19 protein-coding genes and 1 tRNA gene are annotated in these 18,819 nt (G+C 65.3%); 9 read left to right on the top strand and 11 right to left on the bottom strand.

Going from position 1 to position 18,819, the window contains the following annotated elements; all coding sequences use genetic code 11:
- Positions 1 to 15: 15 nt before the first annotated feature.
- Entirely contained in the window at positions 16 to 1,917 is a 1,902-nt protein-coding gene (locus EIP85_RS16950) for a tetratricopeptide repeat-containing sulfotransferase family protein (RefSeq protein WP_127903406.1), read from the bottom strand.
- 473 nt (positions 1,918 to 2,390) lie between these two features.
- Between EIP85_RS16950 and hisB the strand changes: the two genes are divergently transcribed.
- The 3 genes from hisB (at position 2,391) to EIP85_RS16935 (ending at position 4,845) form a co-directional block, all read left to right on the top strand.
- Positions 2,391 to 2,978: an imidazoleglycerol-phosphate dehydratase HisB gene (hisB, locus tag EIP85_RS16945; RefSeq protein ID WP_127903405.1), complete on the top strand. Its 588-nt coding sequence runs from the start codon at positions 2,391 to 2,393 to the stop codon at positions 2,976 to 2,978.
- A gap of 47 nt (positions 2,979 to 3,025) precedes the next feature.
- Positions 3,026 to 3,676 (top strand): imidazole glycerol phosphate synthase subunit HisH, encoded by a 651-nt coding sequence (gene hisH / locus EIP85_RS16940; RefSeq protein WP_127903404.1) that lies wholly within the window; start codon positions 3,026 to 3,028, stop codon positions 3,674 to 3,676.
- A 149-nt stretch (positions 3,677 to 3,825) separates the two neighbouring features.
- A complete protein-coding gene (locus tag EIP85_RS16935; RefSeq protein ID WP_127903403.1) occupies positions 3,826 to 4,845 on the top strand; it encodes an LLM class flavin-dependent oxidoreductase in 1,020 nt (339 codons plus the stop codon).
- A 49-nt stretch (positions 4,846 to 4,894) separates the two neighbouring features.
- Here the strand turns inward: EIP85_RS16935 and EIP85_RS16930 are convergent, their stop codons facing one another.
- Positions 4,895 to 5,290, bottom strand: a complete 396-nt coding sequence (locus tag EIP85_RS16930) for a DUF2147 domain-containing protein (protein WP_127903402.1) — start codon at positions 5,288 to 5,290, stop codon at positions 4,895 to 4,897.
- A gap of 140 nt (positions 5,291 to 5,430) precedes the next feature.
- Between EIP85_RS16930 and hisA the strand changes: the two genes are divergently transcribed.
- The 6 genes from hisA (at position 5,431) to EIP85_RS16900 (ending at position 10,510) form a co-directional block, all read left to right on the top strand.
- On the top strand, positions 5,431 to 6,150 hold the full coding sequence (gene hisA / locus EIP85_RS16925) for a 1-(5-phosphoribosyl)-5-[(5-phosphoribosylamino)methylideneamino]imidazole-4-carboxamide isomerase (protein ID WP_127903401.1): 720 nt from the start codon (positions 5,431 to 5,433) through the stop codon (positions 6,148 to 6,150).
- Positions 6,151 to 6,347: 197 nt separating this feature from the next.
- On the top strand, positions 6,348 to 7,109 hold the full coding sequence (gene hisF, locus EIP85_RS16920) for an imidazole glycerol phosphate synthase subunit HisF (RefSeq protein WP_127903400.1): 762 nt from the start codon (positions 6,348 to 6,350) through the stop codon (positions 7,107 to 7,109).
- On the top strand, positions 7,106 to 7,417 hold the full coding sequence (locus EIP85_RS16915; protein ID WP_127903399.1) for a phosphoribosyl-ATP diphosphatase: 312 nt from the start codon (positions 7,106 to 7,108) through the stop codon (positions 7,415 to 7,417). Before hisF ends, EIP85_RS16915 begins: the two co-directional genes overlap by 4 nt.
- Positions 7,418 to 7,515: 98 nt before the next feature.
- Entirely contained in the window at positions 7,516 to 8,487 is a 972-nt protein-coding gene (gene glpX / locus EIP85_RS16910) for a class II fructose-bisphosphatase (protein ID WP_127903398.1), read from the top strand.
- A 118-nt stretch (positions 8,488 to 8,605) separates the two neighbouring features.
- Positions 8,606 to 10,345: a single-stranded-DNA-specific exonuclease RecJ gene (gene recJ / locus EIP85_RS16905; protein ID WP_127903397.1), complete on the top strand. Its 1,740-nt coding sequence runs from the start codon at positions 8,606 to 8,608 to the stop codon at positions 10,343 to 10,345.
- 90 nt (positions 10,346 to 10,435) lie between these two features.
- Positions 10,436 to 10,510, top strand: a tRNA-Glu gene (locus EIP85_RS16900).
- On the opposite strand, the gene EIP85_RS16895 is transcribed toward EIP85_RS16900, so the two are convergent.
- The 9 genes from EIP85_RS16895 to EIP85_RS23050 form a co-directional block, all read right to left on the bottom strand.
- Complete coding sequence (locus tag EIP85_RS16895) at positions 10,475 to 11,722, bottom strand: hypothetical protein (RefSeq protein WP_127903396.1); 1,248 nt, start codon at positions 11,720 to 11,722, stop codon at positions 10,475 to 10,477. The two genes, EIP85_RS16900 and EIP85_RS16895, sit on opposite strands and share 36 nt — an antisense overlap.
- Positions 11,712 to 11,921, bottom strand: a complete 210-nt coding sequence (locus tag EIP85_RS16890) for a hypothetical protein (RefSeq protein ID WP_127903395.1) — start codon at positions 11,919 to 11,921, stop codon at positions 11,712 to 11,714. Before EIP85_RS16890 ends, EIP85_RS16895 begins: the two co-directional genes overlap by 11 nt.
- A gap of 184 nt (positions 11,922 to 12,105) precedes the next feature.
- Positions 12,106 to 12,357: a hypothetical protein gene (locus tag EIP85_RS16885; RefSeq protein WP_127903394.1), complete on the bottom strand. Its 252-nt coding sequence runs from the start codon at positions 12,355 to 12,357 to the stop codon at positions 12,106 to 12,108.
- Positions 12,358 to 12,992: 635 nt separating this feature from the next.
- Entirely contained in the window at positions 12,993 to 13,433 is a 441-nt protein-coding gene (locus EIP85_RS16880) for a hypothetical protein (protein ID WP_127903393.1), read from the bottom strand.
- 68 nt (positions 13,434 to 13,501) lie between these two features.
- Complete coding sequence (locus tag EIP85_RS16875; protein ID WP_127903392.1) at positions 13,502 to 13,915, bottom strand: hypothetical protein; 414 nt, start codon at positions 13,913 to 13,915, stop codon at positions 13,502 to 13,504.
- A 359-nt stretch (positions 13,916 to 14,274) separates the two neighbouring features.
- On the bottom strand, positions 14,275 to 15,945 hold the full coding sequence (locus EIP85_RS16870) for a hypothetical protein (protein WP_127903391.1): 1,671 nt from the start codon (positions 15,943 to 15,945) through the stop codon (positions 14,275 to 14,277).
- Positions 15,945 to 17,801: a site-specific integrase gene (locus EIP85_RS16865; RefSeq protein ID WP_127903390.1), complete on the bottom strand. Its 1,857-nt coding sequence runs from the start codon at positions 17,799 to 17,801 to the stop codon at positions 15,945 to 15,947. The genes EIP85_RS16870 and EIP85_RS16865 overlap by 1 nt, the downstream gene beginning before the upstream one ends.
- Before the next feature lie 244 nt (positions 17,802 to 18,045).
- The gene (locus EIP85_RS16860; RefSeq protein WP_127903389.1) at positions 18,046 to 18,489 is read right to left on the bottom strand and encodes a hypothetical protein; all 444 of its coding nucleotides are present in this window, start codon (positions 18,487 to 18,489) and stop codon (positions 18,046 to 18,048) included.
- Between the two features lie 104 nt (positions 18,490 to 18,593).
- Positions 18,594 to 18,819 (bottom strand): hypothetical protein (locus EIP85_RS23050; protein WP_206615564.1); only part of this gene is annotated, 226 nt, incomplete at its 5' end.

Here is an 18,819-nt window from a genome sequence, read left to right as displayed (position 1 = left end):
GTGCCCCCCCGGGCCTCAGCTTCCGAGCGCGGCGAAGGCGCCGCCGAGGAACGGCTCGAACCGCCGCCATTCCGCCGAGCTGCCGCGATATAGCTTCTCGCGGATCTGCCGGCGCGAGGCTGTCGCCACCCCCCGCGCGTTCTTCTGCGGATGCAGGCAGGCCTCCTGCCAATCCAGCCCGAGATGCGCGATCAGCCTGCGCGTCTCCTTCTCCTGGTTCTCGGTCAGCGCCTCGTAGCTCAGCCGGTAGACCCGGTCGCCCAGCCGCGCTTCCCAGAACGCCATCAACCCCTCGTAGAGCCGGTAATAGGCCACCGCATCGCCCAGGTCGTAGCTGAACCCCAGCCCCGCCCCGGCGAAATACTGCCGGAAGTTCGACCAGCAGACCGCCCGCGCGTCGCGCGCCACATGGACGATCCGAGCCTCCGGCAGCGCCTTCGCGATCAGCCCGATGAAACGGAAATTGTCCGGCATCTTGTCGGTCACGAACCCCGCCCCGCCCGAGCGGCGGGCGAGCTGGTCAAGGTATTGCGCCCGGAACCGCGCGATCCCCCCGGCGGTGATCGCGGTCCGCCCGGTCGCCAGCCCCTCGCCGTAGCGGGTGGCATAGGGCAGCTCTCCCGCCCCGTGGACCCCCGAATGGCTGGAGATCACCTGCTCCACCAGCGTCGTCCCGGAACGCGGCATGCCCAGCACGAAGACCGGCACCACCGGCGCGGGATCGGCGGCGAAATCCACCTTCGCCCCGTCGATCCGGTCGGCGCTGGCGCGGATCGCGGCAAAGATCGCCCGGTCCCGCGCGCCGTCGTAGCCAAGCTGCGCCTTGCGCACCGCATTGCCTTCCGAGAGATAGGCGAAGCACTGCGCCAGATCGCCCATATCCTCCTGCGCCTTGGCCAGCGCGAAGCATATATGGCCGCGCGTCTCCGACTGCTCCGGCGCCCCGTCATGGATCCGCTCCATCGCCGCGATCTCCGGCGCGCCGGGCGCGAACTTCACCAGCGCGCCAAGCCGCCGGTAGGCTTCGGCCTCCCCCGGCGCGACCGCCAGCACCCGGCGGTAGACCGCCGCCGCCTCCTCGAACCGCCCCAGCCCGTCAAGCGCGACGCCCAGCTCCTTCAGCGCCGCAACGTGATCGGGCTGATGCTTCAGCGCCAGGCGATGCGCCTCCACCGCCTCCTCGTACTGGCCACGCTCCTTCAGCGCGGTGCCAAGCCCGGTCTCGGCCAGCGCGAAATTCGGCCGGATCTCCAGCGCGCGGCGATAGGCCTCGATCGCCTCGTCCAGATCCCCGCGCTGGCGCAGCGCCGCGCCCAGGTTCACCTGCGCCTCGACGTAATCGCCCCGCAGCGCAATGGCGCGGCGGTAGCAGGCGATGGCATCGCCGGTCGCCCCCTTGTCGCGCAGCGCGTTGCCGAGGTTGTTCTGCGCCTCGGGATAGTCGGGGCGCAGCTGCAGCGCGCGGCGGAAGCTCTCGATCGCGTCATCGATCCGGCCCTGCTGCTGCAACGCGTTGCCGAGGTTGGAATGGATGTCCGCCATCCCCGGCGCCAGATCCAGCGCGCGGCGGAACGCCTCCTCCGCCGCACCAGTGGCGCCCGCGGAGGCGCGCGCAAGCCCGAGGAGGTTCCACAGCGCCAGCGATCGGGGATACCCCTCCAGCAGCTGCTCCGCCTGCGCCGCCGCCGCGGCGGGCGCCCCCCGGTTCACCAGCAGGACGAGCGCGTTGATCTCCTCCTGCGCCGGCTCCTCCCCGCGGTCGGGATGGCGCCGGTCGAGATCAGCCAGCGAGCGGCGGGCACGGGTATTGGCCGGAAAACTCTGCAGGATGGACTGGTAAAGCGCGCGGGCACTTTCGATCTGGCCCTTGCGCTCGAATGTGCGCGCCTGAAGAAACATCTGGTTGGCTGTCGTCATATCAAAGAACTCAGTTTCTACCGAAAAACGCAACGCCCGCAGGTACAGCGGCCGAAAAGCCGCCCCGGAAACACCTGTTCCCAGGTCTTTTCTTCTGTTGAATCGGTGCCCCGGGCCCGGGCAAATCCCGGCTCTCGCGGGGCCTGTCGGAGGCCTGTACTGAACTGTTTCCTTCACACACACTCTTACAGCGTTAAAGTCACATCCAAGAGATTGAAATTAATCGGCCAATTCCAGCCGATCGGGACGCGAACTGCTGCATTTATGTGCAACCCCCGGAAGATCGGCCGCCCCCGCCTCGCCCGCCCCGGCGCGCAGCCCGCCGCACCTGCCCGGGCACTGATCCGCCCACCGGTGCCGCCGCCGCCCGCAGCACCGCCACACCCCGCGCGCCTTCCGCCGGACCTGCCCGCTTTCCTCTTCCCCCGCCGCCGCCCCGCCCCTATAACCCCGCCGAACCGAAGGAGACGCCCATGCGCAAGGCGGAGATCAGCCGCAAGACGGCGGAAACCGAGATCACGGTCAGCCTCGATCTCGACGGCACCGGCCGCTACGACATGGCCACCGGCGTCGGCTTCTTCGACCACATGCTGGACCAGCTCGCCCGCCATTCGCTGATCGACATGACGGTCCGCGCCAAGGGCGACCTGCATATCGACGATCACCACACGGTCGAGGACGTGGGCATCACCATCGGCCAGGCCCTGACCCGGGCGCTCGGCGACAAGCGCGGCATCCGCCGCTACGGCGCCTGCCTGCTGCCGATGGACGACACGCTGGTGCGTGCGGCGCTGGATCTCTCCGCGCGGCCCTATCTCGTCTGGAACGTCGACTTCCCCGCCGACAAGATCGGCACCTTCGACACCGAGCTGGTGCGCGAGTTCTTCCAGGCGCTCGCCACCCACGGTGGCATCACGCTTCACATCGACGCGCTGCACGGCCTCAACGCCCACCACATCGCCGAGGCCGCCTTCAAGGCCGTCGCCCGCGCGCTGCGCGAAGCGGTGGAAACCGACCCCCGCAAGGCCGACGCGATCCCCTCCACCAAGGGCGCGCTCTGATCGCACCACCGAAAGGTGAAACCCAGGTTTTCGGAGCCAGCTGCGCGATGACCAAGGACTCTCTCACCGTTCTCGTCGATTACGAGGCCGGCAACTTGCATTCCGCTGAAAAGGCGTTCCAGCGCATGGCGGCGGAAACAGGGGCCGGCACCGTCCTCGTCTCCGGCCGGCCCGAGGACATCGCCCGCGCCGACCGCATCGTGCTGCCGGGCGACGGCGCCTTTCCGGCCTGCGCCCGCGCCCTCCACGCCGTCCCGGGCCTGGCCGAGGCGATCACGGAGGCGGTGACGGCGAAGGCCCGCCCCTTCCTCGGGATCTGCATCGGCATGCAGATGCTGGCGACGCGCGGGCTCGAATACCAGGAAACCCCCGGCTTCGGCTGGATCGCGGGAGAGGTCGTGAAGATCACCCCCGCCGACCCGGCGCTCAAGGTCCCGCACATGGGCTGGAACGACCTCGTCCTTGACCGCCCGCACCCGCTGCTGGCCGGGATCGAAACCGGCGATCACGCCTATTTCGTCCATTCCTACCACTTCCAGGTGGCCGACCCGGCCGACCGGCTGGCCCATTGCGACTACGCCGGCCCGATCACCGCCATCGTCGGCAAGGGTAATATCGTGGGCACCCAGTTCCACCCGGAAAAGAGCCAGGCGACGGGCCTGCGCCTGATCGCCAACTTCCTGACCTGGGCGCCCTGACCGCGCGTCCGGCGCATCAGCGCAGCCCCCCTGTGCCCCGGCAAACAGCGCCCCCGCCTTGCGGGCCTGCCGCCCGGGACCATAGATGAACCCCAACGGGTCACCGGCCGCACCCCGCGGCCCCCGCCCCCTTTCAAGCGGAGCCTCCCATGAAGAAGATCGGCTTTCTCTCCTTCGGCCACTGGTCGCCCGAGCGCGGCTCGCAGGTCCGCACGGCCTCCGATGTCCTCCTGCAATCGATCGAGCTCGCGGTCGGCGCCGAGAAGCTGGGCCTCGACGGCGCCTACTTCCGCGTCCACCACTTCGCCCGCCAGCTCGCCTCGCCCTTTCCCCTCCTCGCCGCCGTCGGCGCCCGCACCTCGACCATCGAGATCGGCACCGGCGTCATCGACATGCGCTACGAGAACCCGCATTACATGGTAGAGGACGCGGGCGCGGCCGATGTCATCTCCGGCGGCCGCCTGCAGCTCGGCATCAGCCGCGGCTCGCCAGAGCAGGTGATCGACGGCTGGAAGCACTTCGGCTACGAACCTGCCGAGGGCGAAAGCCCCGCCGACATGGCCCGCCGCCACGCCATGACCTTCCTCGAAAGGATCGAGGGCAAGGGCTTCGCCCAGCCGAACCCGCGCCCGATGTTCCCCAACCCGCCCGGCCTTTTGCGGCTGGAGCCCTATTCAGAGGGCCTGCGCGAGCGCATCTGGTGGGGCGCCGGCTCCAACGCCACCGCCGTCTGGGCGGCGGAAATGGGGATGAACCTGCAAAGCTCGACCCTGAAGGACGACGAGACCGGAGAGCCGTTCCACATCCAGCAAGCCAAGCAGATCCGCGCCTACCGCGAGGCCTGGGCGACAGTCGGCCACAGCCGCACCCCGCGCGTCTCCGTCAGCCGCTCGATCTTCGCGCTGATGAACGACACCGACCGGATGTATTTCGGCCGCGGCAAGGAAGGCGACCAGATCGGCATGATCGACGCGCAGACCCGCGCCATCTTCGGGCGCGGCTATGCCGCCGAACCCGACCGGCTGATCGAGGATCTGAGGGGCGACGAGGCCATCGCCGAGGCCGACACGCTGCTGCTGACCGTCCCGAACATGCTCGGCGTCGAGTACAACCTGCATGTGATCGAGAGCATCCTGACCCACGTTGCCCCCGCCCTCGGCTGGCGCTAGGGCCGACGCACGACCTCTCCGGATCCGGCCCTGCGCCGGGTCCGGGGCACTACTTCACCCGGGTCCAGTCCTGCCCGCGGCAGACCAGCCCGAAAAGCGCGCAGCCCTTCACCGTCAGCACGTCGCCCTTCAGCTCCATCTTGGAGGCATAGGTCTGGTTCCGGTCCGGCGCCCAGATCTTGCCCGCGCCATAGGCGCCCCCGCCCTCGGCCTTCATGTCCCAGACGATCTTCCTGCCGATATTGGGCGAGGCCATCGGCTTGCCCGCCTTGTCGAAGGACTTGATGAGCACGCCGCAGATCCGCGCGCCGCAGGGGGCCACGCGGATATAGCCGAAATTTCCGTTGTCGTCGGGCTTCGACTTCCAGATCCCCACGACCGGATCGGCGGCGAAAGCCGGAGCCGCGATGGCCAGCGCCAGCGCCACGATCAGAAGCCTCTTCATCCCCGGTCTCCCCTGAAGCGAACGGGTCATCCTCGCCCGCCCGGCGCCGCCCGCGCAAGCCTGACGTCGGGTCCTGCGCGCCGGCTTTGCATCGCCGGCAATCTGTGCCAAGAGGCCCCGTCAACCGCAGGAGCCCGCCGATGATCCTCTATCCCGCCATCGACCTGAAGGACGGCGCCTGCGTCCGCCTGCTGCGCGGCGACATGGAGAAGGCGACCGTCTTCGGCACCGACCCCGCCGCCCAGGCCAGGGCCTTCCAGGACGCCGGCGCGGAATGGATACACCTCGTCGATCTCAACGGCGCCTTCGCCGGCCAGCCGGTGAATGCCGCGGCGGTGGAGGCGATCCTCGCCGCCATCTCCATCCCCGCCCAGCTCGGCGGCGGCATCCGTGACATGGCGACGATCGAGGGCTGGCTTTCGAAGGGCCTCGCCCGCGTCATCCTCGGCACCGTCGCGGTAGAGAACCCGGACCTGGTGCGGAAGGCGGCAAAGGCCTTCCCCGGCCAGATCGCCGTCGGCATCGACGCCCGAAAGGGCCGCGTCGCCACCAAGGGCTGGGCGACGGAGACCGACATCGAGGCCACCGACCTCGCCCGCCAATTCGAGGACGCGGGCGTGGCGGCGATCATCTACACCGACATCGACCGCGACGGCGCGATGGCCGGCCCCAACACGGGCGCGACCGAGGCCCTGGCCCGCGCCGTCCGCATCCCGGTGATCGCCTCCGGCGGCGTCTCCTCCCTCGCCGATCTGAAGGCGCTGCGCGACACCGGCACCATCGCCGGCGCGATCTCCGGCCGCGCCCTCTACGACGGCGCCATCGATCTGGCCGAGGCGCTGGCGGCGCTCAAGGCCTGACGCCGTAGGGTGCGCATTCATTGCGCACCTTCGCGCCCTTCCCCGCCACTCCGGCCGCCGGTTAACGCCCGGCAACCCCACCGCGCCGAAATACGGTGCTTTACGGTGTGAAAGCGGTGCCAAATCGGTGCGCGATCGGCATCCCCCTTTTCCCGCGCCCCGGCATCCGCTATCTCCCCCGCAAGGAGCCGCGCCCCATGCTGAAGACCCGCCTGATCCCCTGCCTCGATGTCGCCGACGGCCGCGTGGTCAAGGGCGTGAACTTCGTCGACCTCCGCGACGCCGGCGACCCGGTCGAGGCCGCCCGCGCCTATGACGCCGCCGGCGCCGACGAGCTCTGCTTCCTCGACATCCACGCAACCCACGAGAATCGCGGCACAATGTTCGATCTCGTGACCCGCACGGCAGAGCAGGTCTTCATGCCGCTGACCGTCGGCGGCGGGGTCCGGACGCCCGAGGACGTGCGCGCCCTGCTCCTCGCCGGCGCCGACAAGGTCAGCTTCAACTCTGCCGCCGTGGCAAACCCCGACGTGGTGGCAGAGGCCGCCGACCGTTTCGGCTCCCAATGCATCGTCGTCGCCATCGACGCCAAGACCGTATCCCCCGGAAAATGGGAGATCTTCACCCACGGCGGCCGCCGCCCGACCGGTATAGATGCCGTTGAATTTGCAGTGAAAATGGCCGCCAAAGGGGCGGGGGAAATCCTGCTGACCTCGATGGACCGCGACGGCACCAAGGCCGGATTCAACCTGCCCCTGACCCGCGCCGTGGTCGATGCGGTGCCCATTCCGGTCATCGCCTCCGGCGGCGTCGGCACCCTCGATCACCTCGTCGAAGGCGTCACCCTCGGCGGCGCCTCGGCCGTCCTCGCCGCCTCGATCTTCCACTTCGGCACCTATACGATCGCCGAAGCCAAGGCCCACATGGCCGCCGCCGGCCTTCCCATGAGGCTCCAATGACCCAGCTCGACCGCCTCGCCGCCACCATCGCCGCCCGCAAATCGGCTGCGCCCGACAGCTCGTGGACGGCCAAGCTCCTATCGCTAGGCCCCGAGAAATGCGCGGAAAAATTCGGTGAGGAGGCCGTGGAGGCGATCATCGAGGCGGTCAAGGGCGACCGCGCGCGGCTGACCGCCGAGGCCGCCGACGTGCTCTACCACCTCCTCGTCATGCTCGCCGCCCGCGACGTGACCCTGGCCGATGTCGAGGCAGAACTCGCCCGCCGTGAAGGCACTTCGGGCATCGCCGAAAAGGCCGCCCGCGGCTGAACCCGCCCCGTTCCGCCGCTGTTAGCGCAACCGCGCCTTGTCCGACCGCGTGGTCTCGGGCTAGGTAGGCCGGCACGCAAAATCGCGAAGGAAATGCCATGGCCGATGCTGTCGAGTTCCATGACCGGATGCTCTCCCTGGGCCTCGCCCGCGTCTCCGAGGCGGCGGCGCTCGCCTCCGCCCGCCTGATCGGCCGCGGCGACGAGAAGGCTGCCGACCAGGCCGCCGTGAATGCAATGCGCAACCAGTTGAATCTGCTGGATATCGACGGCGTCGTCGTCATCGGCGAGGGCGAGCGGGACGAGGCTCCGATGCTCTTCATCGGCGAGAAGGTCGGCAACGGCTCGGGCCCCGCGGTGGACATCGCGCTCGACCCGCTCGAGGGCACGACGCTGACCGCCAAGGACATGCCGAACGCGCTGACGGTCATCGCCATGGCCCCGCGCGGCACGCTGCTGCACGCTCCCGACGTCTACATGGAAAAGCTCGCCATCGGCCCTGGCTACGAACCCGACGTGGTTACGCTGGACATGTCTCCGACCGAACGGATCTCGGCGCTGGCCCGCGCCAAAGGCTGCACCCCGGCCGATATCACCGTCTGCATCCTCGAACGCCCCCGGCACGAGGAGATGATCGCCGAGGTCCGCGCCACCGGCGCCTCGATCCGGCTGATCACGGATGGCGACGTGGCAGGCGTCATCCATTGCGCCGAGGCCGCTATCACGGGCATCGACATGTACATGGGCTCCGGCGGCGCGCCGGAAGGGGTGCTGGCCGCCTCGGCGCTGAAATGCATGGGCGGGCAGATCTACGGCAAGCTCCTCTTCCGCAACGACGACGAGCGCGCCCGCGCCCGCCGCGCCGGCATCACCGACCTCGACCGCATCTACAGCCGGGACGAGCTGGTGACCGCGGACGTGATCTTCGCCGCCACCGGCGTCACCGACGGCTCCATCGTCCGCGGCATCAAGCGCGAGGTCGGCTTCCTGACGACGGAGACCATCCTCATGCGCTCCAAGACCGGATCGGTGCGGCGGATGATCTACCGCAACCCGGTGAAACCCTCCTGAGGATCGCGCAGGTGGCGGGGCCAGGAGGTGAGTATTTGAACCAAGGAAAGACCCAGGTCTTTTTCTTGGCTAAAATACTCCCGCCGGAGGCGCCCGCCCCTTCCGCCCGGTGCGCCGCATGAGGGCCTTTCTCGACGTCGAGGCCTCCGCCACCGGACGCCGCTGGGTCGGCCCTACGGCGGAGGAGGACCGCCAGGCCGAAGCGATGGAACAGGCGACCCGCCTGCCCGCCGCCCTCTGCCGCACGCTGGTCCGCCGCGGCGTGGTGCCGGAAGAGGCGGCGCAGTTCCTCGAGCCCACACTGCGCGACCTGCTGCCCGATCCGCTCAGCCTGCGCGATATGGGCACGGCGGCGGGACGCTTTCTGAAGGCGGTGAAGGCGCGCGAGCGCATCGCCGTCTTCGCCGATTACGACGTCGATGGCGGCTCCTCCGCGGCGCTGCTGCTATGCTGGCTGCGCGCCATGGGCGGCGACGCGACGCTCTACATCCCCGACCGGATCGACGAGGGCTACGGCCCCAACGTCCCGGCCATGCAGGGGCTTGCCCAGGGGCATGACCTGATCGTCTGCGTCGACTGCGGCACGCTCAGCCACGAACCGATCGCGGCGGCCCGGGGCGCCGATGTCATCGTGCTGGACCATCACCTTGGTGGCGAGACCCTGCCCCCCGCGCTGGCCGTGGTGAACCCCAACCGGCAGGACGAAAGCGGCGCGCTCGGCCACCTCTGCGCGGCCTCCGTCGTTTTCCTGATGCTGGTCGAGGTGAACCGGCTGATGCGGGCCGAAGGCGCGACGGGGCCGGACCTGATGGCGATGCTCGATCTCGTCGCGCTCGCCACCGTCGCCGATGTGGCGCCGCTGATCGGGGTGAATCGCGCGCTGGTGCGCCGCGGGCTCGACATTATGGCGCGGCGGGAGCGGCCCGGCCTCAGGGCGCTCGCCGATGTCTCCCGCATGCGCGAGGCGCCCACGCCCTATGCGCTCGGCTTTCTCCTTGGCCCCCGCGTGAACGCCGGCGGCCGCGTCGGCCGCGCCGACCTCGGCGCGCGGCTCCTCTCCACCGACGATCCGGCCGAGGCCGCGGCGCTGGCGGAACGGCTCGACCAGCTCAACACCGAGCGGCGCGAGATCGAGATGCAGGTCCGCGACGCCGCCCTGGCCCAGGCCGAGGCGCGCGGCCTCGACGCCCCCCTCGTCTGGGCGGCGGGCGCGGGCTGGCATCCGGGCGTCGTGGGCATCGTCGCCTCGCGCCTGAAGGAGGCGACCAACCGCCCTGCCGTTGTCATCGGCCTGGCCGATGGCGAGGGCAAGGGGTCGGGCCGCTCCGTCGCGGGTGTCGACCTCGGCGCGGCGGTTCACCGACTGGAGGCCGAAGGCCTGCTGCTGCGCGGCGGCGGCCACAAGATGGCGGCAGGCCTGACGGTGGCCGAGGCGCAGCTGGAACCCGCGATGGCCCGGCTGACCGAGCTTCTCGCCCGCCAGGGCGCGGGCGCCGGCGGGCCGCGCGAGCTGAAACTCGAAGGGCTCCTGATGCCCTCCGCCGTGACCCCCGGGCTGATCGAACAGATCGAGGCCGCAGGCCCCTTCGGCGCAAGCGCCCCCGCCCCCCGTTTCGCCTTCGCGGCCCAGGCGGTCACCAGCCGCCGCATCGGCGAAAGCCACCTCCGCCTTTCCTTCGGCGACGGTACGGGCCCGAAGCTGGAGGCCATCGCCTTCGGCGCCTACGACGGCCCTCTGGGCCCGCTCCTCGATTCGCCCGGGACCGACCGATTCCACCTCGCCGGGCGGCTGGAACTGAACAATTGGGGCGGCCGGACCCGGGTTCAGCTGCGGCTGGAGGATGCCGCGCGCGCCTGAACCACGGGCCGAAAGGAAAGCGCACGGAAAAGCAAAAAATCCTCTTGCGCGCGGCGAAGGCTTCTCATAAACCCCGCCCACGCCAAGCGCGGCCCGTTCGTCTATCGGTTAGGACGCTAGGTTTTCAACCTAGAAAGAGGGGTTCGACTCCCCTACGGGCTGCCAAGTCTTCCAAGAAATCGTTGTTTTACTGGGCCCTACGCCTACGGGTGTCCCACGATTTTTAGTGCGTGGGACACCACCATCGGAGAACGAGGCGGACAAGACCCGATCGAAGCCAGATTTCGCCAAAGCCTCACGATCCACTTCGGCGGTATAGGGCAGCGATGACTTCACATCGCTATGCGACAGTCGCGCCATGATCTCGTAGACCGTGCCGCCGGCGTGTGCGATCTCCTTGGCCACGCGCTTCCTCAAGCCATGCTGCGAACGGGTCGCCTTCTTCCTGTTCTTTCCATTCTGATCTCTGATCTCCACACAGAGACCTGCATCGATGACCCATTGACGGATCTTGTTGTCGAGGCCGCCGGAAGAGGCGAAAGGAATTCCATATTCGGTGACAAGGAAGGCCTCAGGGTGGACAAAGCCCAGGGCAAGCTCATCCGCAAGCTCCTGCATCACCGGCACCGCAACCGGCTTCGAACCTTTCTTTCCGGGCTGCCATGCCAGAAGAGCACGCCCGTGCTCGAGCTGGACGTTATCGGGCCCGATCAAATGGGTATCTCCGATCCTGCCAGCCATGTTCTTGGCGAGCCAGAACCACCGCCGGGCCATCGTGCCGGACCCATGGCGGTCGAGGAATTTGCGCTCGTCAGCTTCGGCCCAAGGCGTCGCACCTCCGCGTCCCTTATGGGGACTGCGGATTGCCGACACGGTCTCAAAACCCCTAAATCCCTTTATGGCCCCCCATTTGTAGGCTGCCTTCAGAGCTTTCAGGCAGGTTTCAGCCGCACCGGTCTTTGAGCCGAAAGAGTCGATGATGTGCTCAAACGCGTCCTTCGGGAGGTCCGCCTTTAGCTCACCCATTCGATGGCGACCCTTCTTGACGTCGCAGGCCTGTCGGAGCCCGCGCTCACGTCCCGACCGAGTAAGTTCGGACATGTTGCCCTTCGTCACCATCTTGTTCATCGCGGCACAATAGAACTGACGCAGTTCATCGAGGGTGCCGCGTGATTGCTTCACGGTCGACTTTTTCTCGAGCTTTAGCTTTTCGCCGCGCCGCGCCGCTTCGTAGTACTCTGTGAAGTCGACATGCTCCGGCCCGACCGGAATCGTGATCCTCTTGGCCTTGTTGCCTTCGACGCGAACCCGCCAGCGCAGCTTGCCGCCGGGCGTCTTTTCCTGGCACAGCCCCATGTATTCATGCTCAAAAATCATTCGCTACATCTCCCCAGGCCGGCGGTTCGTCCTCGTCAAGTGTTTGTTCCATTTCCGCGGCTATTGCGGCGTACGCCCCAACTTCTGCGCGGAAGGAACCGTCCGCGCTCACATAAACGGCCACCACCGGCAGCCCATTCTCCTTGAGGGCCGAGACAACATTGGCAACAGAGGCTTGAGACGGTTTGGCTGCGGGCATTGTCGTCGGTCACTTGGAGTCGGCGGGAACGTGAGGCCATTCGAGGGCCACATTCCTTACGTCTGGGCACATGGCGAATTTCCATCCGATTGGTGCCGGTTCCGAATGACGCCCAGCGGACATCAACAGCACTTCCGGTTCGCGAAGGATAAAGATTGGCAATCCTATCATGATTTTCTCCGAGTCAGCGACGAACACCATTAATTCGGCGATGCCCGGGGCGGCAGGACATCACGTCGGACTGGGGAGCCGCATGAAGCCGTCGCATCTGTGCCCGCACGTCGAGGAGATAGTGACAGTCAGACGGCGTGCCGGGCGCGATGACGTAACCACAACCGAAATGCAGAGCGTAGTGGCCCCGACGGGATTCGACCGACAACAGCCTGAAACCCTCGGCGGCGCACAGCCTGCGGTATTCCCTTTCGATCTTTCGCATCTTTCTCTCCTGCGATTCCGATAGATGGACCTTCCGGTCGCAGGGAGGATTTGGATGCGTGGCGGCATCAGCCCCCGGATTCGTGAATCTACTTCAAATCAATTAAATCAGTGACTTCCGAGGCCACCATCGAGCGGGTGGTAATTTTCTTGGCTCCATGGAGAACCTTTCAGCAGAGCGAGATCGCTCCGTTCCCCTTGCTTGGACGACGAGGCCGGCTTCGAACGACATCTTGCAGGCCGCCAACGATGAGCGGGTCTCGTCCGACGCTCATTTCTCCGCATGAGATAGCATCGGCATCTCAATAGCGCCTCGCTCAAGCGAGGGCGTTCTGCCCGTGCCCACGAATTTTCCGGTGACCTTCGCACTCGATCCCGAAAAGCCAAGCATCAACGAGCCTCTGGGCATCCGCTTTGGCGATGAACCAGCGGATCGAAGCATGTCCGCTGGGGCCGAATGAGCTTCGATGCCGAGTGAATCTCCGGTCCACCTACCCATGGGGCATCTGTTTCGATCGGCCATGCATCCCGACTGCTTTCTTCGAAGTGCAGAAGAACCAGGTTCATCAAGAAACCCCTGGAAAGTGCTGTCCGAGCCGGGTTCCGGCCCAGCTCGGACAATTCGTGTCACCGCGGTTACCGACCTAATCCACGCTGTGAGCCAATTTCACGCTCTGCTGCGAGCAAATCGAGCACGCGGTCCGAGGCATCGAATGCCGCGACAAGCCGCTGCCTAACGGCCTGGAGACAATTGTCCTGGGAGTAGTCTTCGCCGCATCTGACGGCGTCACTGAGCCAGCGCCGAATGGCATCTCGACATTCCGCAGACAGTAGCCGCCGTTTGTCGAAAGCGCCACGCAGAACGCGCTCCGCCCTGGTGAGAGGTGATACCAGATCGGCAGGCAGGTGTCGCATGAGGTCGAGAGCCTCGCGAACCGCGCCGAGGCCGTCAGCGAGGATATCTTCGATCCGTTCGAAATCGCTACCGTCGACATCCGGCTGATACAGGACGATCCGGTGCGTATTCGCCGAATTGAACGCATTGGGAAGGTTCAGTTTGTTGTGTTTGGCTTGCATGTGTTGCTCCAAGGAAGCCGGACACTCTCGGTCCGGGTCAATTCCCCGGCCAACGGCCGGGGGAGCGCTTACGCCGCGCGGGCGGCGGCATTATCTGGTTGGCCCTGGGCGGGGATGTCCGGCAGGGCGATCGCGTTCAGGACGTCGTGAAGCCGGTCGGAGAGTAGGCAAATCGCCTCGACGATTGGATCGGCGGGGTTGATCGCGGCGAAGTAGACCGCCTCGTCACTGTCTGGATCGTCGACGTATTGGAGGGTGAGCAAGCGATGCAGCGTCACGAGGCCAGTCCGGATCGGGCGGGTCAGCCGCCGCGTCTCGGCAAGCTCGGCGCTGAGCCGGTTGACGCGGTTCCTCCACGGACTTCCGCCAAGAAGTTCTGCCGCGTTGCCTATGGCTTCAGCCTGTTCGGCGAAGAAGTCGCGGACGCATTGGAGATCGCCCGGAGCTGTGGGGGGCGAGATGGTCAGTTGGGCTTGCTGCATGAGTTTTTCCCTCGGATGTGCCGCCGATCGTGGCGGGTCAAAGGTCTTCCGAGTTTCCTCCAAGGCGCTCCGGGGTTTTGCGTGATCTCACAGGCGGGATCGCGCAGAAACTGGGACGCCGTTCCGACAGCGTGTTCAACGTTCCTACGAGATTCTTTGGAGATTCCGAGGTTCTTCTGCCCCATGCAATGCTTCTAAGCCCAATGGCTGACGTGCCATTCTCCGCCGCCATCGGTCCTGCAAGGCAAACTTCTCGCGAAAGGGCGCAATGATGCGCCAGCTTCGTCGACACCGCTCTATAGAGAGCTCGACCCTTCCAAGGGTCGAATGTTCAACAACATTTTCGCGCAGATTGACCTTTACGCCGCAGCGAGGGCCCGCCTTGCCATGTTCGCAACGTGCATGACTGCCTTCCGTCGACGGATCTTAGCGGCGAAGACCTCATACTCCTTCTGGGAGATCAGAGACCGTTGCTGCAGCATTGCCTGGATGGTCAGCCGATCCGCACCATCCGCGACCAACTCATCGGTCCAGAGGGTGCGCAAGATATGCGGGCCGAAGTTGAGGTTCGTCTTCTCCTTGAAAAGGGTACCCAGACGCGATGCGTTGTATGGTTCTTCCGATTTTCTGGACGGAAAAAGAGGAAGGCCAATCCGGTTCCGATAAATTTCCCACAAATGGGCTTGATCGATGCCCTGCAGGAGTGCTCCGTCCAGAAAGGGAGTGGCCTCGGACGGGAGCTGAACCGGTTCCACCGGCGCCCCAGTCTTCAAGGTATGGCCGGCAATGATCTGCCACGCAGTCGGGGTCCGGGCAACATCAATACCAACCCGGAAAAGCCGAACGTCCGCGCGCCGCAATGGGTAGAAGACAAGCAATGCCGTTAGGCCAGCGACGATGAAGCTTGAGCTTCGTGTGTTGACGCGGGTTTCCTCCATCGCTTCCCGGAGCAGCTCCCCGGCTCGGGCGAAGTAGTCGTCCAATGTCACTCGCTTTTCGGCGAGCTTTCGCTCCTTTGACTTTATCTCGAGCTTTGCTTCAGCGCCGAAGTGGTTTGCCGTCTCCTTCAGATCCGAGCGCAATTGCTCATCCTCGACATAGGGCAAGAGGGACGTGAGCGCCCCTTGGCAGGTTCGGGCTGTCCAGGAATCCGCAGTGTCGTCATTCACTCGGTGGCGATCGTGCTTGTCGAAGACATGGTCGACGAAGATGTCCAGCGCGGCTCGGTCGAGCGCGAAGCCCCGCCCGTGGTCCCTCAGGACATCATGCAACGCGGTGAGAAAAACGCGATGAACCTGCCTTACCGACGGGGAATACGGCCTCTTCGTTTTTGTACGGGAACGCTCCAGCAGGTCCTCAACGACGGGCAGACGTCGCGCTTGGGTCTCTCGACTCTTGGGCGGATACGCTTGCCGATACAGGCTCAGCATTTCTGACCGAAGATCGGCCAACTCTCGGGTGTGCGGATCGAGCAATTCGAGGCCGATGACAAGCTTGCCGATCCGCAGGTATTTCCGGAGTGCGGTTTGCTGATCCGTCAGGAAGAGCTGACTGACGATCTCACCCGCCCGAGATTTTGGGTGCCTCTGCCGATACCTCAGGTAATTGTCGAGCTCAGCAAGGATGAGGCGGCCATCCGACTTTCGGAGCGCGACTACTTCTGGCGCGAGCAGACGCATATGATCGGGCCACCAAGGGGACGCAAGGATAGCCTGGTAGGTCCGGCTGTCCGGGGCGTTCTCGAAGAGCCAGTCACGGACACCCAGGTCCGCAGACTGGAGTCCGATCCTGTAGAGTACGCGGAACTGGCTCGTTGCGGCACTGGAACTGAGACTGTCGCGAAGGGCCACCTGAAATTGCCTGAGCAGATCGACGGTGAACCGCACCTCACTTCCGTTGGTGCGGCAAAATTTTTCATATTTTTCAATGACGTTCACTACACGTCGTTGTCGGCGCTTGTCACCGGCATCTTTCAGTACAGCCAGTAGGGCTGGAACGTAGGCGGCTGGTAAGTATTCCTGAGGTTCCATCAGATCGCCATTCCCTTAAATTTCCGTGCCAAGGCTTCCATGGCGCCTTGAATGAGTTTCGCCCGGTTCACGAAGGCGTAGGACTTAGCCACAGTGCCGACCTTGTCACCGAGCAGTTCGGCGATGATGTCGAGCGGAACACCATCGGCATAAAGCAGTGTTGCCAAGACGTGCCGGCACATGTGCGGCGTGATATAACAGCCGGCCTCCGCCGTGTGGCGGCGCCAGATCCGGCGAAGCGTCTCGATATGAAGGCCGCAGAAGAGCAAGTTCGGCTGCCGGCGCTCCTTGGTGCGGACCTTGTGTGCCAGGATCAGCGGGTGCGCCTCAGCCAGGTACCACTCCAGGATAGCCCTGGGATTTACCGTGCAGCTCGGCTCGATCGGAACACCGTCGGCAAAGTGACCGTTCTTCACGATGTGGCCGGGGATGTTAAAGACAACGTCCTTCGACGCTTCTGGAAACAGAATGTGCTTCCGAGGCCCTCCCGACAGCAGTTCCGCACGCGTGGCAAGACGGAGAGGGAAGCGCGTCGCAATCGCGGTGTTGGCCGCCATGATCGCGAGATCGAGGGCGCGATGCTGCTCCCGGCTGATCTCGCAGCGCTGATCTTCGGAATGCAAGTCGGCGAAATTAGCAATGAGCGGCTGAGCGAGATCGAAGAAGTGCTTCGGCATCTGGAAGAACCGGCGTTGTCGGTCGATGCTATCGACGAACGACAGACAGGTCTGCCGCTTGAATGCATCGAACTCACTGCCCTCGTCGTTCGGATCCCTGGAGAGTTGCACCGCGTCGAAGAGCTCGTCCGGCAATCCGGTCTTGAAGCCGGGCGATAGCCATTCGAGGAACTCGCGCACGGTCTGGGTCCGGCCCCGCCGAGTGTCGACGCTGCTGGTCCCGCCGAGCTTGCCATCGGCGCAGGCCATGACCACGTCATGCAGGATGTAGGGCTCAGCGTACCCCCTGGGATCGATTGCTTCGGCCTCGTCGACCAAGTCCAGCCCGCAGAGCCCGCTCCAGTACCAATCGATCGCCTGCTTGATCGACTTTGCCCGATCCGGTCCCACCCCCTCAGTGGAAATTGTCCGCTTTTGGGTGCCGAGCGGCAGCACCTTGGTGCCGTTCACACGAATGGCGACATATTCGTCGCGAAGGGCCGCGAAGGTCTCCGCCACCGGCGGTGTCTGCCGCCGATCCGCCGCGATGAATGCCGGCAGGTCTCCGATCGGCGCCGGCGGCAGCAGAGCCGACGGCACCTTGTTGGTACCCCAGAGAGAGTCGAGGAGCTGGCATCCGGTCCGGAGGGCGTTCCGGGCACCGGCACGGACCTCAGGCACGAACCGCATGATCCGGGGAGCAGTGACCTGACCAGGTCCGATCCCGCGCTCGCGACATTCCGCGGCAAGCACGCTAATCGCGATCATTTCATACTGCTCGAACCAAGCCGGCGTTCCGCATTGGCCGGAGAGATGATCGATGAGTTTGGCCCAATCATCCTCGAGCGACTTCAGAACCTCCTTCCGCTCGCGGCTGCCGCTGGCGACATCCATGAAGCGCCGGCTGTTGGAGTACCAAGTGTAGAAACTTGTATAGTCCTTGAAGCCGCAATTCTCCGGCACGCTCTTGCTCCGGAGGTAAGGCTCGAAGAGCGCGTCGTGACTCGTCACATCGCAGGCGATTAGTTGGGGTGATGTCACCCCGGCGACAGCGCGATAGACCTTGGCGATCTTGTTTACGGAACCGCGGATCTTCAGCCTGGTCGTATCGGCCCAGGTCGCGTCGAAGTCGCCTCGTTGGAATTGCGCCTTGGCATCAGGCAGCATGGTGGGAATGGCGATGGAAGTGGAATCGAGCATCGGTCAGATCTCCTTTCTTCAGTTCCGGTAGAGCTTGATTGCGCAGGCTGGAGCGGGGCTTCGACGCCCTCTGCGGAGCCCCGCTCCAACGTGCGAAATGACGACGAATGTGCGCAAATCGCAGTTGCGGAAGCGGTTTTGACGAAGCCACCCCGTGGGGTTCGAAACGAAAACCCGACAGGGTGTTTTCGTCATTGTTGCGAAAATCGCACTCGGGTTGACAGATCGCGGTTGCCTCGTCATTTCAAGTGTCCGCGCAGTCGTCATGATCGTCATTTGGCAATTGTCGAAACCGCCATTGCTTGCCGATCTTGATTCCAGCGTGAGCGCCGCTTCGGGCACGTCGGCGGACGGTTTCGAGATGTTGCGGCACGAGCCTGTTGGTGCCGGCGCGGTGCTCATCCGGCGTCAGGAGCGGCGCCTTCAGAAGCTCCCGATCCTTTTCACTCCCCATCGTCCAGGCGCCGACCGGGTCGACTACGCCTTCGACTCGGAGAATATCAGTCAGCTTGAACAGTGGCCTTTCACCGGTGTCCGGATTGACAGACAATACCGTGCGTTTCTCGAGCACCCGCTTGATCGTCTGGAAGCTTTCGAGCTTCCATCTTTTCTTGATGTCGCTCTTGGTCAGGAGCGGGATCGGATTGGCCTTCAGCGCCTGCGCCCGCTGCCGGAGAATGGTTGCCATAATTGCAGTTTTGTGTGTCATGAAGGGGATTTGGGTCCGTCTTCATGAGCACGGAAATCGGTGCATCAAGAATCTTGAGAAATCCCTTGAGGCACCTGTTCTGACTATCGATTCTGACCATCGGCGGGGCTGAAAACGCAATTCTTCAGGCATAAAGGGCCAATCGGGCGGAGACGCCTGGAGCTCTCGCCGGCCACTGAGACCTGTGCTGAGTGCGGCGGGCGCTGCGCCGGATCGGCGAGGACGTGACCGAAGAGCTGGAATACGTCCCCGGCCGGTTCAGCGTGAACCCCCGAGTTCATCAGCAAATCACGTAAGTGATTGATATCG

The organism is Solirhodobacter olei (assembly GCF_004010155.1).
GTDB lineage: Bacteria > Pseudomonadota > Alphaproteobacteria > Rhodobacterales > Rhodobacteraceae > Solirhodobacter > Solirhodobacter olei.
The sequence above is the reverse complement of the archived record's forward strand: the minus strand, read 5'-3'. Positions and strand labels throughout refer to the sequence as shown.

Bases quoted from the DNA above. Each gene is read 5' to 3' on its own strand.
- hisA (WP_127903401.1), top strand. From the start codon at position 5,431: ATGATCCTCTATCCCGCCATCGACCTGAAGGACGGCGCCTGCGTCCGC.
- EIP85_RS16885 (WP_127903394.1), bottom strand. From the start codon at position 12,357: ATGCGAAAGATCGAAAGGGAATACCGCAGGCTGTGCGCCGCCGAGGGT.
- EIP85_RS16870 (WP_127903391.1), bottom strand. From the start codon at position 15,945: ATGGAACCTCAGGAATACTTACCAGCCGCCTACGTTCCAGCCCTACTG.
- recJ (WP_127903397.1), top strand. From the start codon at position 8,606: ATGAGGGCCTTTCTCGACGTCGAGGCCTCCGCCACCGGACGCCGCTGG.
- EIP85_RS16875 (WP_127903392.1), bottom strand. From the start codon at position 13,915: ATGCAGCAAGCCCAACTGACCATCTCGCCCCCCACAGCTCCGGGCGAT.
- EIP85_RS16890 (WP_127903395.1), bottom strand. From the start codon at position 11,921: ATGCCCGCAGCCAAACCGTCTCAAGCCTCTGTTGCCAATGTTGTCTCG.
- EIP85_RS16930 (WP_127903402.1), bottom strand. From the start codon at position 5,290: ATGAAGAGGCTTCTGATCGTGGCGCTGGCGCTGGCCATCGCGGCTCCG.
- EIP85_RS16865 (WP_127903390.1), bottom strand. From the start codon at position 17,801: ATGCTCGATTCCACTTCCATCGCCATTCCCACCATGCTGCCTGATGCC.
- EIP85_RS16895 (WP_127903396.1), bottom strand. From the start codon at position 11,722: ATGATTTTTGAGCATGAATACATGGGGCTGTGCCAGGAAAAGACGCCC.
- glpX (WP_127903398.1), top strand. From the start codon at position 7,516: ATGGCCGATGCTGTCGAGTTCCATGACCGGATGCTCTCCCTGGGCCTC.
- hisH (WP_127903404.1), top strand. From the start codon at position 3,026: ATGACCAAGGACTCTCTCACCGTTCTCGTCGATTACGAGGCCGGCAAC.
- EIP85_RS16860 (WP_127903389.1), bottom strand. From the start codon at position 18,489: ATGGCAACCATTCTCCGGCAGCGGGCGCAGGCGCTGAAGGCCAATCCG.
- EIP85_RS16950 (WP_127903406.1), bottom strand. From the start codon at position 1,917: ATGACGACAGCCAACCAGATGTTTCTTCAGGCGCGCACATTCGAGCGC.
- hisB (WP_127903405.1), top strand. From the start codon at position 2,391: ATGCGCAAGGCGGAGATCAGCCGCAAGACGGCGGAAACCGAGATCACG.
- EIP85_RS16915 (WP_127903399.1), top strand. From the start codon at position 7,106: ATGACCCAGCTCGACCGCCTCGCCGCCACCATCGCCGCCCGCAAATCG.
- EIP85_RS16935 (WP_127903403.1), top strand. From the start codon at position 3,826: ATGAAGAAGATCGGCTTTCTCTCCTTCGGCCACTGGTCGCCCGAGCGC.
- EIP85_RS16880 (WP_127903393.1), bottom strand. From the start codon at position 13,433: ATGCAAGCCAAACACAACAAACTGAACCTTCCCAATGCGTTCAATTCG.
- hisF (WP_127903400.1), top strand. From the start codon at position 6,348: ATGCTGAAGACCCGCCTGATCCCCTGCCTCGATGTCGCCGACGGCCGC.